This is a genomic window from Streptomyces sp. NBC_01381 (assembly GCF_026340305.1).
In the GTDB taxonomy this organism is placed as follows: domain Bacteria; phylum Actinomycetota; class Actinomycetes; order Streptomycetales; family Streptomycetaceae; genus Streptomyces.
The window spans coordinates 1,956,474-1,968,887 of sequence record NZ_JAPEPI010000002.1; the positions used below are offsets into that span (position 1 = coordinate 1,956,474).

The window sequence follows — 12,414 nt, forward strand, 5'->3', positions numbered from 1 at the left end:
CGCCAGAACCGCTGCTGTGAACATGAGGGGAACGCAAGAGATCATGGTGCCGTTGTCGTTTGCGCAGCGTCGGCTGTGGTTCCTGTACCGCTTCGAGGGACCGAGCCCGACGTACAACGTGCCGGTGGTGCTGCGTCTTTCCGGTGCGCTGGACGCGGACGCGCTGCGGGCCGCGCTGGGCGACGTGGTGGCGCGGCACGAGGCGCTGCGGACCGTGTTCCCCGATGTGGACGGTCAGCCGTACCAGGACATCCGCCCGGTCTCCGATGCGCGCCCGGTGGTGGACGCCGAGACGGTCACCGAGGCGCAGCTGCCCGCAGCGGTGGACCGGGCGGTGCGCCACTCCTTCGACCTGGCCACCGAACTGCCCGTGCGCGCCGCCCTGTTGACGATCGACGACTCCGCGGACGAGCACGTCCTGGTTCTGGTGATCCATCACATCGCCGGTGACGGCTGGTCGATGGGCCCGCTGGCCCGCGACCTCAGCACGGCCTATGCGGCCCGGTGTGCGGGGCGCGCCCCGGCGTGGGAGCCGCTGCCGGTGCAGTACGCCGACTACACGCTGTGGCAGCAGGAATTGCTGGGCGACGAGACCGACCCGGACAGTCTCATTTCCGCCCAGCTCGGCTACTGGAAGCAGGCCCTCGCCGGGCTGCCCGAGCGCCTCGAACTGCCCACCGACCGCGCGTATCCGGAACAGGCCGGGAACGACGGCGGCGCCGTTCCGGTGCACGTCGACGCCGAGCTGCACCGCGCGCTGACCGCCCTCGCGCGGTCGCGCCGGACGACGGTGTTCATGGTCCTGCAGGCGGCACTGGGCGTGCTGCTGCACCGTCTGGGTGCGGGGACGGACATCCCGATCGGCACGCCGGTCGCCGGGCGCGGCGAGGAGGAACTCGACGATCTGGTCGGCTTCTTCGTCAACACCCTGGTCCTGCGCACCGATCTCTCCGGTGACCCGACCTTCGCCGAACTCCTGGACCGGGTCCGCGAGACCGACCTCAACGCGTACGCCCACCAGGACATCCCCTTCGAGAGCATGGTCGAGGCGGTCAATCCGACGCGGTCCCTCGCCCACCACCCGCTCTTCCAGGTGATGCTGGCCTTCAACAACACCCCGAGCACCGCACCGGACTTCGGCGACCTCAAGGCCACTCCTCAGGCCGTCCGCCTCCAGTCCGCCAGGATGGACCTGTCCGTCAGCCTCGCCGAGCGGCACGACGACGGTGCGACCGACGGCATCAGCGGTGTGATCTCGTACCGCACCGACCTGTTCGACCACGCCACCGTCACCGCCATGGCCGAGCGGCTGATCCGTGTCCTCAAGAGCGCGGCCGCCGAACCGGAGCGGCGCGTGGGCTCGATCGACCTGCTCTCGGACGGTGAGCGACGCCTGGTCCTCGACGAGTGGAACGACACCGCGACGCCCCACCTGCCCGGCACCGCCGCCGAGCTGTTCCAGGCGCGCGCGGCGGCCGCACCCGACGCGAGCGCCCTCATCGCCGACGGCACCCACGTCTCGTACGCGGACCTCAACGCCCGCGTCAACCGTCTGGCCAGGCTCCTGGTCGCGCAGGGCGTCGGCCCCGAGCAGATCGTGGCCCTGGCCATCCCCCGGTCGCCGGACCTGATCGTCGCGCTGCTCGCCGTGCTCAAGGCGGGCGCCGCCTATCTGCCGCTGGACACGACCTACCCGGTCGACCGCATCCGCTTCATGCTGAGCGACGCCCGCCCCGGCCTCGTCCTGGCCCACTCCAGCGCCGGTGAACTCCTGCCGGACCTTGACGGCACCACCGTCGTCGTCCTCGACGACCCCGCCGTCCAGGAACGCCTCGCGGGTCTGGACGCCGCCGACCTCACCGACGCCGACCGGGTCGGTGAACTCGACCTCGCCCACCCGGCGTACGTCATCTACACCTCGGGCTCGACCGGCACCCCCAAGGGTGTCACCGTCCCGCACCAGGGTCTCGCCAACTTCGCGCTCGCGCAGAGCGAGCAGTGGGGGATCGGCGTGGGCTCCCGGGTGCTGCAGTTCCTGTCGCCCAGCTTCGACGCCGCCGCATCGGAGTTCTTCACGGCCCTGCTCACGGGCGCCGCGCTCGTACTCGCCGACGCGGACCGGCTCACGCCGGGTCCCGAACTCATCGACCTCCTCGTTGACGAGGAGATCACGCACTGCACCCTGGTGCCCTCGGTCCTTCGCGTGCTGTCCGAGGAGCGGCTGCCGGGCACGCTGACGCTGATCGTCGGCGGCGAGGCCTGCGGCCCGGAGATCGTGGAACGCTGGTCCGCGGGCCGGAAGATGTTCAACGCGTACGGCCCGTCGGAGATCACCGTCTGCGCGACGCTGAGCGAGGCGCTGTCGGGCTCCGAGGTGCCGCCGATCGGCCGGCCCATCGCGAACGTGCGGGTGTACGTCCTGGACGAGGGCCTTTCACCGGTGCCGCCGGGTGTTCCGGGTGAGTTGTACGTGGCAGGCGCCGGTGTCGCGCGCGGCTATCTGAACCGGCCGGGGCTGACGGCCGAGCGGTTCGTCGCCGATCCCTACGGGCCCGCCGGGTCGCGGATGTACCGCACCGGGGACCTGGTGCGGTGGAACGGCGACGGCACGGTCCAGTTCCTCGGCCGCGTCGACGACCAGGTGAAGCTGCGCGGCTTCCGCATCGAACTCGGGGAGATCGAGGCGGCGTTGGTGTCCTGCACGGGGGTCGCGGCCGCTGCCGCGATCATTCGTGAGGACCGGGCGGGTGACCGGCGGCTTGTCGGGTACGTCGTGCCTGAGAGCTCTGTCGTGTCGGATGGCTCTGCCGTGCCGGATGGCTCCGCCGTGTCTGACGGCACCGGCGTACCCGAAGGCCCCGTCGACGTGGGCCGGGTGCAGGTCGATGTGGACCGGGTGAAGCAGGTCGACGTGGACCGGGTGAAGCAGACCGTCGCCGCGCGGCTGCCGGAGTACATGGTGCCCGCGGCCGTGGTCGTCGTGGACACGCTGCCGCTGACCCCCCACGGCAAGCTGGACCGCAAGGCGCTGCCCGCACCCGACTACGCGCGCACCACCCCCGCCCGCGCACCCGGCACCCCGCAGGAGAAGACGCTCACCGCCCTCTTCGCCGACGTCCTCGGCCTGGACGCCGCCCAAGTCGGCGTCGACGACGGCTTCTTCGCCCTCGGCGGCGACAGCATCAGCTCCATCGTCCTGGTCAGCCGGGCCCGCGAACACGGCCTCGACCTCTCCCCGCGCGACGTCTTCAAGGACCAGACGCCCGAGGCGCTGGCCCGCAGGGCACGGCCGCTCGGCGGCGAGCGCGCCACGGGCGACGACGCCACCGACGCCGACCGCTCCGGCGTGGGCGAGCTGCCGCTGACGCCCGTCATGCACTGGCTCACCGAACCCGGCCACCCCTTCGACGCCTTCCACCAGTCGATGCTGGTGCAGGTGCCCGCGGGCATCAGCCGCTCACAGCTGGGCGACGCCCTGCAGGCGCTCGTCGACCACCACGACATGCTGCGGGCCCGTCTCGTGCGGGACGCGTCTGGCTCCGGCTGGGCGCTGGACGTCCCGCCGCCCGGCGCGACGCCGGTCGATCCGCACCTCACCCGGGTCGCGACCGCCGGTCTCGACGACGAGCGCCGCCGTGAACTCCTCGCCGACCACGCCGAGCAGGCACGGGACCGGCTCGCCCCGCGGGACGGGGTCATGCTTCAGGCCGTCTGGTTCGACAACGGCTCCGCGGAGCCGGGCCGACTGCTCCTGACGATTCATCACCTGGTGGTGGACGGCGTCTCCTGGCGCATCCTGCTGCCGGACCTCGCCATCGCCGGCACGGCCGTACTCGCGGGCCGGGCCCCGGAGTTGGCGCCGGTCGGCACATCCTTCCGGCAGTGGTCCCGCAGGCTGACGGAACTGGCGGGGGAGGAGCGTGCTGTTGAGTCGCTGCCGCTGTGGAGCGAGATGCTGGTTGGGGTGGAGCCGGGTCCGGGGCTTGGGCCGGATGCGGAGTCGGAGTCGGAGCCGGGGCTTGGCGACGCCGCCGATGAGGATCTCGCGTACGACACCGCCGAAGACGGGCCCGCGTACGACACCGCCGCCTCGCTAGCCTCGCTGCGTCTCACCGTTCCCGCCGAGCTCACCGAGGCACTGCTCGCCCGTGTGCCCGCCGCGCTGCACTCCAGCACCAACGAGGTGCTCCTGACCGGGCTCGCCCTCGCCCTCGCGTCCTGGCGCAACGACCCCCGGCACACCGCCACCCTCATCGACCTGGAGGGACACGGCCGCCAGGACGCCTTCCCCGGCGCCGACACCGCCCGTACCGTCGGCTGGTTCACCAGCATGGCGCCGGTCAGGCTGGACCCCGGAACCGTGCCCGCCGCCGACCTGCGCACCGGCGGGCCCGCGGTCGGCCGTGCGCTGCAACAGGTCAAGGAGCAGCTCCGCGCCGTCCCCGACAACGGCTTCGCCTATGGACTGCTGCGCCACCTCAACCCGGAGACCGCCCACACCCTCGCTCAACTCGCCGACCCCCAGGTCGCCTTCAACTACCTCGGCCGCTTCACCGTGCCCGCCCCCGGCGCCGACACCACGGCGGCGGACTGGCACCAGGTCCCCGGCAACCCCTCGCTCGGCGGCCTCGACCCCCGTATGCGGGCCCCGCACCCCCTGGAGATCAACGCCGTCACCGTCGACTCCGCCGACGGCTCCGAGCTGAGCGCCACCTTCAAGTGGCCCGAGGCCCGCTTCCCCCGCGACTCCGTCCAGGGTCTCGCCGACGCCTGGCTGGCCGCGCTCGACGCCCTCGCCGCCCACGCCGAAAGCCCCGCGCCCGCCGGCCGGACCCCGAGCGACCTCGATCTCGTACACCTCACCCACGAGCAGATCGCCCGCCTCGAAGAACACCACCCGGAGCTGTCCGACGTCTGGCCGCTGTCGCCGCTCCAGGAAGGCATGCTCTTCCACGCCATCGCCGACAGTGCGGGCCCCGACGTCTACACGGTCCAGATGGCGCTCCGCCTCGACGGCGCCGTGGACGGCAAGGCGCTGCGTGCGGCGGGACAGCGCATGCTGGAGCGCCACGCCAATCTGCGGGCGGCGTTCCGCCACGAGGGCCTGGACCGCCCGGTGCAGATCATCGAGGACGGAACGCAGCTCCCCTGGCAGGACGTCGATCTTTCAGCATGCCCCGACGCCGCACTGGATGACTTCCTCGCCGAAGAGCGCGCCCGCCGATTCGACCTCTCGCAGCCGCCGCTCATGCGGTTCGCCCTGGTGTGCCTGGGCGAGGAGCGCCACTGCCTGGTCATCACCCAGCACCACATCCTCACGGACGGCTGGTCCTCGACCCTCCACGTCAATGAACTCCTCGCCCTGTACCGGCTCTACGCGTCCGGAGGCGACGACTCCGCCCTGCCCAGGACGACGCCCTACCGCGACTATCTGACCTGGCTGGCGGAGCGCGACCGCACGGCGGCACTGGACGCCTGGACCCAGGCGATGGCAGGGGCCGAACCGACGTTCCTGGCCAACGCCAACGCCAACGCCAACGCCAACGCACCCACCACGGAAGAGGGGCCCGCGCCCCTGCCCGACCGTCTGGTGTCCCACCTGGACGCGGACACCACCACGGCACTCGACGCCGCGGCCCGCCGCGCGGGCGTCACCCTCAACACCCTGGTGCAGTGCGCCTGGGGCGTACTCATCGGCCGGATGACCGGCCAGGACGACGTGGTCTTCGGCGCCGTCGTCTCGGGCCGCTCGCCCGAGATCCCGGGCATCGAGAGCATGATCGGCCTGTTCATCAACACGGTTCCGGTACGCGTGCGGATGGACCCCGACGAGACCTGGGCGGACCTCGCCGCCCGCGTCCAAGCGGAGCAGGGCGCTCTCCTTCCCCACCAGCACCTGGCCCTGACGGAGACCCAGCGGGCAGCCGGTCCCGGCAACCTGTTCGACACCGTCGTCGCCTTCGAGAACTACCTGGCCGACCGCACCGCCAAGCCCGTCGACGAGGCCACCGGACTGCGGGTCACCGGAGCCACCGGCCACGACGGCGCCCACTACCCCCTGAACCTCGTGGTCGTTCCCGGCCCCCGACTGCGGCTGCGCCTCGACTACCGCACCGACAGCTGCACCCGCCCGGACGCGGACGCCCTCCTCGACCGCCTGCTCCGTCTTCTGTCGGCTGTGGCGGAGGGTGCTGATCAGCGGGTGGGTGCGACGAGCCTGCTGGCTACTGCTGAGCGTGAGCGTGTGGTGGAGGTGTGGGGCCGTGGTCCGCTGACGGAGGTTCCGGCGGGGACGTCTGCGCCGGAGGTCTTCGAGTCGTGGGCGGCGAAGGCGCCGGATGCGGCGGCAGTCGTAGCGGCGGATGGCGGCACGGTCTATTCGTACGGTGAGTTGAACGCGCGGGCGAATCGCCTGGCGCGACTGCTGGTCGAACGGGGTGTAGGCCCCGAGCAGTTGGTGGCTCTAGCGTTGCCGCGTTCTCCGGAGCTGGTTGTGGCGGTGCTTGCGGTGTGGAAGGCGGGTGCGGCGTATCTGCCGATCGACACCGCCTATCCGGTGGAGCGGATCCGTTTCATGATCGAGGACGCCCGCCCGGCGCTCGTCCTCACCCACTCGACCGCCACCGGTGAGTGGGCGGCCGGCACTCCCACGGTTCTCGTCGACGGCACCGCCGTGCAGGACCGGCTGGCCCACCTGGAGCCCGCCGACCTGGCCACCGCCCCGGACCCCGCGCATCCGGCGTACGTCATCTACACCTCCGGTTCGACCGGTGTGCCCAAGGGTGTGGTGGTGGCGCATGCGGGTCTGGTGAATCTGGTGGCGTCGTCGGGCCCGGAGTTGGGGTTGGGTCCGGGTAGTCGGGTGTTGCAGTTTGCGTCGCCGAGTTTTGATGCGGCGACGTGGGACTGGAGTCTGGCGCTGCTGTCGGGCGCGGCGCTCGTGGTCGCCGAGGCTGACAAATTGGCTCCGGGGGATGCGCTGGCGCGTGTGCTGCGTGATGCGGGCGTGACGTACTGCATGGTGCCGCCGTCCGCGCTCGGTGTGCTGGATGTGGCGGACGTCCCCGCGACGATGACCGTGGTCGTGGGCGGTGAGGCCTGCGGTCCGGACGTTGCCGGGCGCTGGTCCCAGGGCCGTCTGATGGTCAACGCGTATGGTCCGACGGAGTCGACGGTCTGCGCCACGATGAGCGGACCCATGTCGGGTGCGGTCGTGCCGCCGATCGGCCGGCCGTTGGGGAACGTACGCGCGTATGTGCTGGACGCGGGGCTCGCCCCCGTTCCGGCTGGTGTTCCCGGCGAGCTATACGTGGCTGGTGCGGGGCTCGCTCGCGGCTATCTGAACCGGCCTGGGCTGACCGCGGAGCGGTTCGTCCCCGATCCGTACGGGCCTGCCGGCACCCGCATGTACCGCACCGGCGACCTCGCCCGCTGGAACTCCGACGGCACCCTGCACTTCCTCGGGCGCGCTGACGACCAGGTCAAGCTGCGCGGCTTCCGCATCGAACTCGGGGAAATCGAGGCCGCGTTGACGGCCTGCCCCGGAGTGGCGAGCGCCGTCGCCCTCATCCGTGAGGACCGCCCCGGCGACCGCCGCCTCATCGGCTACGTCGTACCTGAAAGCGAAGTAGAAGTAGCAGAGCCGACCCAGCTCCGCCTCCGGTTGGCCGAGCGGCTGCCGGAGTACATGGTGCCCGCGGCTGTCGTGGCCGTGGACGCGTTGCCGTTGATGCCGAACGGGAAGCTGGACCGCAAGGCGCTGCCCGCTCCCGACTACACGGGCGGCAACGGACCCTCCCGCGCCCCGCGTGATGCGCGCGAGGAGATCCTGGCCGGGCTGTTCGCCGAGGTTCTCGGACTCGATCAAGTGGGCGTGGACGACGGGTTCTTCGACCTGGGCGGGCATTCACTGCTCGCGATGCGCCTGATCTCCCGGATACGCGCCGTGCTGGGCGCGGACCTGGCCATCCGGGACCTGTTCTCGGCGCCCACTGTCGCGGCGGTGGCCAGTGCGCTGGACGCCGCGTCCGGACCGGCCGTCCGCCCCGCGCTGGTGGCGGCCGCCACCCGCCCGCAGCCGATGCCGCTGTCTTTCGCCCAGCGCCGCCTCTGGTTCCTCTACCGGCTGGAGGGCCCCAGCGCGACGTACAACGTCCCCGTCGTACTCCGCCTTTCCGGCCCCCTGGACGCGCACGCCCTCCGCGCCGCCCTCGCCGACGTCGTCGAACGCCACGAAGCCCTGCGCACCGTCTTCCCCGACGTCGACGGCCAGCCGCACCAGCAGGTCATCCCGGCCGGTGAGGCCCGCCCCGACCTGACCGTCGAGGCGGTCGCGGCCGAGGAGGAGCTGACCTCCGCCGTACACCGGGCGATACGCCATCCCTTCGACCTGGCGACCGAACTGCCCTTGCAGGCCCGCCTGTTCACATTGGGCGATGCTGCGGATGAGTACGTAATCGTCCTGACCATCCATCACATCGCCGGTGACGGCTGGTCCATGGGCCCGCTGGCCCGCGACCTCAGCACCGCCTACGCCGCCCGCCGCGACGGCAACACCCCGGCCTGGACCCCCCTCCCGATCCAGTACGCCGACTACACCCTCTGGCAGCATCAACTCCTCGGCGACGACACCGACCCCGACAGCCTCCTCTCCGCCCAGCTCGGCTACTGGAAGAAGGCCCTGGCCGGACTCCCCGAGCGCCTCGAACTGCCCACCGACCACCCTTACCCCGAGCAGGCCGGGTACGAGGGTGCGTCCGTCCCCGTACATGTCGACGCCGAACTGCACCAGGCCCTGACCACTCTCGCCCGCTCCAGCCGGACCACCGTGTTCATGGTGCTGCAGGCCGCCCTCGGCGTCATGCTGCACCGGCTCGGCGCGGGCACCGACATCCCCGTCGGCACGCCCGTCGCCGGTCGCGGCGAGGACCAACTCGACGATCTGGTCGGCTTCTTCGTCAACACTCTCGTCCTGCGCACCGACCTGTCCGGTGACCCGGCCTTCGCCGAGCTCCTCGACCGCGTACGCGAGACGAACCTCAACGCCTACGCCCACCAGGACGTCCCCTTCGAAAGCCTCGTCGAGGCCGTCAACCCTGCACGCTCCCTCGCCCATCACCCCCTCTTCCAGGTCATGCTGGCCTTCAACAACACCCCGCGTGCGGCACTGGAGTTCGCGGGAGCGCGGGCCACCGTGCAGCCCGCGGCCGTCCACGCGGCGCGTACGGACCTGGCGTTGAGCCTGGCCGAGCGGCAGGACGAGGGCGGTTCCCCGGACGGGATCGTCGGCTCGCTCACCTACCGCACCGACCTGTTCGAGCCCGGGACGGCGACCGCGCTGGTCGAACGGCTGCTGCGTGTGCTGCGCACGGTCGTGGCCGAGCCCGCTCGGCCCATCGCGTCCGTCGATGTGCTGTCCGACGCTGAGCGGCGCCGGGTTCTCGAAGAGTGGAACGACGCGGCCACGGCGGTCCCGTCCGGCACGGTTCCGGAGCTGTTCCGGGCTCAGGCCCGCGCCACCCCGGGGGCCACCGCTCTGATCGCCGACGGCACCCACATCACGTACGAAGAACTCAACGGCCGTGCCGACCGCCTGGCCCGGTTCCTGACCGGGCGCGGCGTGGGCGCCGAGCACATCGTCGCGCTCGCCCTGCCGCGCTCGCCGGAACTGGTCGTCGCGCTCCTCGCGGTGCTCAAGGCGGGCGCCGCGTATCTGCCGATCGACACCGGGTATCCGGTGGAGCGGATCCGGTTCATGGTCGAGGACGCGCGCCCCACCCTCGTCCTCACCGATACCGATACCACCACCGACGGCCTCTGGGCCGACGGCACGCCAGCCGTCTGCCTCGACGAGCCGTCCCTCCAGGGGGAGTTGGACGAGCTCGATGCGACCGGCGACGACCCTGCCGCCGCACCCGACCCCGAGCATCCGGCGTACGTCATCTACACGTCGGGCTCCACCGGCACCCCCAAGGGCGTCACCGTCCCGCACCGGGGGCTGGTGAACTTCATGGACGACATGAAGGGCCGGGTCGGTGTCCGCGAGGGCGACCGGTTCCTGTCCGTGACGACCATCGCGTTCGACATCGCGGGGCTCGAGATCTATCTGCCACTGCTGTGCGGCGCGGCGGTCGTCCTGCCCGGAGCCTCGGTGGTGAGCGAGCCGCTCGCCCTGGCCGGCCTGATCGCCGACGCCTCGGTGACCGTCGTCCAGGCGACGCCTTCGCTGTGGCGGGAGCTCGCGGCGGCTTCCGGCGACACGAAGGGCCTTGGCCTGCGCCGGATCCTGGTCGGCGGCGAGGCGGTCTCCGCGGCCCTGGCCGACACCCTGCGCGGGCACGGCGGGTCCGTGACCAATGTGTACGGGCCCACCGAGACGACCATCTGGTCGACGGCCGCCGATCTGGACCGTCCCGGAGACGGGGCCGCCCCGTCGATCGGCCGGCCCGTCGCGAACACCCGGGTGTACGTGCTGGACGACCGGCTGCGACCGGTGGCGCCGGGCGTTCCCGGCGAGCTGTACATCGCGGGGGCGGGCCTGGCCCGCGGTTATCTGAACCGGCCGGGACTGACCGCGGAACGGTTCACCGCCGATCCGTACGGGCCCGCCGGGTCGCGCATGTACCGCACCGGTGACCGCGCGTGCTGGAACGGCGACGGCACCCTGCGCTTCCTGGGGCGCGCCGACGACCAGGTCAAGCTGCGCGGCTTCCGTATCGAACTCGGGGAAATCGAGGCGGCGTTGACGTCCTGCCCCGGTGTCAAGAGCGCCGCCGCCGTCATCCGTGAGGACCGGCCCGGCGACCACCGCCTGGTGGGATACGCGGTGGTCGAGGACGGTGCGGTCATCGACCAGCAGGACATACGGGCCCGGTTGGGGCGCGGCCTGCCCGAGTACATGGTGCCCACGGCCGTCGTCGGTCTCGGCGAGCTGCCGCTGACGCCCAACGGGAAACTGGACCGCAAGGCGCTGCCCGCGCCCGACTACGCAGGTGCCGGGCCGACGAGGGCCCCCGGCACCCCGCACGAGCGGATCATCGCCGGTCTCTTCGCCGAAGTCCTCGGTCTGGACGTCGCCCGTATCGGCGGCGACGAGAGCTTCTTCGCGCTCGGCGGGCACTCGCTGCTCGCCATGCGCCTGATCGGGCGGATCCGTGCCGCCCTGGGCGCGCAGTTGCGGCCCATGGACTTCTTCGAGGCGCCCACCGTGGCCGGTCTCGCCGAGCGGCTGCGCGGCGCGGCCAAGGCACAGGGCGACGTCCTGCTGCCGCTGCACCTGGAAGGGGAGCGGGCACCGGTGTTCTGCGTCCACCCGGCGGGCGGACACAGCTGGGGCTACTACCACCTCAAGGACCACCTGCCGGCGGGCCACCCGCTCTACGGCCTCCAGGCCCGCACCCTGCTGCAGGACGCCGAGCCCCCGGCCACGCTCGCGGCGATGGCGGCGGACTACGTCGAGCAGATCCGCTCGGTGCGGCCCCATGGGCCGTACCACCTCGTCGGGTGGTCGTTCGGCGGCCTCGTCGCCTTCGAGATGGCCACCCAACTCCAGGAGCAGGGCGAGGAGATCGCGCTGCTCGCCCTCCTGGACGCCTTCCCGGAGAGCGCGGCGGACGACGGCGCCGATGCCGTGCCCGCGGACGAGGACAGCATGCTCAGGATGATCGCCGCGAACGCCGGATACGATCCGGCCGCCATCACCACCGTCGGTGCCGACGAGCCGCTGACCCCGGCCGCGTTGAGCGAGTTCTTCCGGCAAGTCGGCGCGGTCATGGCCAACTTGACCGCGGACGACCTGCGGACCTTCGCGCACACCCTGCGGCACAACGCGGGCATCGGCGCCGCGTTCACCCCTGGTCTGTTCCGCGGCGACCTGCTCGTGCTGACCGCCGGGCTGCGCCGGGACGGCACGGAGACCGCGCCCGCGAGGGGCCGTGACGCCTGGGCGGCGCACGCCACCGGGCGGATCGACGAGCACCGCGTCCCGTGCCGCCACGACGACATGCTCATGCCCCACATCCTGGAGCCGGTGGGAAAGATCGTCTCCCACGCCCTCCAGGACCCGGACCCGAACCCGAACCCGAACCCGTAATCAAGCCCCACCTATCAAGGAGCAAGGAACATGACGAACCCCTTCGAGAACCCGGACGGCACGTACACGGTGCTCGTCAACGACGAGAACCAGCACTCGCTCTGGCCGGTCACCGTGGACGTGCCCGCAGGCTGGACCGTCGCGCACCCGAGCGACACCCGCGAGGCCTGCCTGCGCTTCATCGAGGAGAACTGGACCGACATGCGCCCGCGCAGCCTCGCGCAGCGCATGGCCGGCAACTGACGACGGGGGACCGCCTCCCCTTCCACGAGCGCCCGCGCTCGCTGCCGCACCGAACGACTCCCCGGCACTGCGAACCAACC

General features: G+C 71.9%; 2 protein-coding genes. Both read left to right on the forward strand.

Translation table 11 applies throughout. The features are described from left to right. Positions 1 to 22 precede the first annotated feature (22 nt). Positions 23 to 12,091 carry an amino acid adenylation domain-containing protein gene (locus OG453_RS30270; RefSeq protein ID WP_266871738.1) on the forward strand — a complete coding sequence of 4,023 codons (12,069 nt, stop codon included), beginning with the start codon at positions 23 to 25 and terminating at the stop codon, positions 12,089 to 12,091. A 30-nt stretch (positions 12,092 to 12,121) separates the two neighbouring features. Next, the gene (locus OG453_RS30275) at positions 12,122 to 12,334 is read left to right on the forward strand and encodes an MbtH family protein (protein WP_266871739.1); all 213 of its coding nucleotides are present in this window, start codon (positions 12,122 to 12,124) and stop codon (positions 12,332 to 12,334) included. Positions 12,335 to 12,414: the final 80 nt, after the last annotated feature.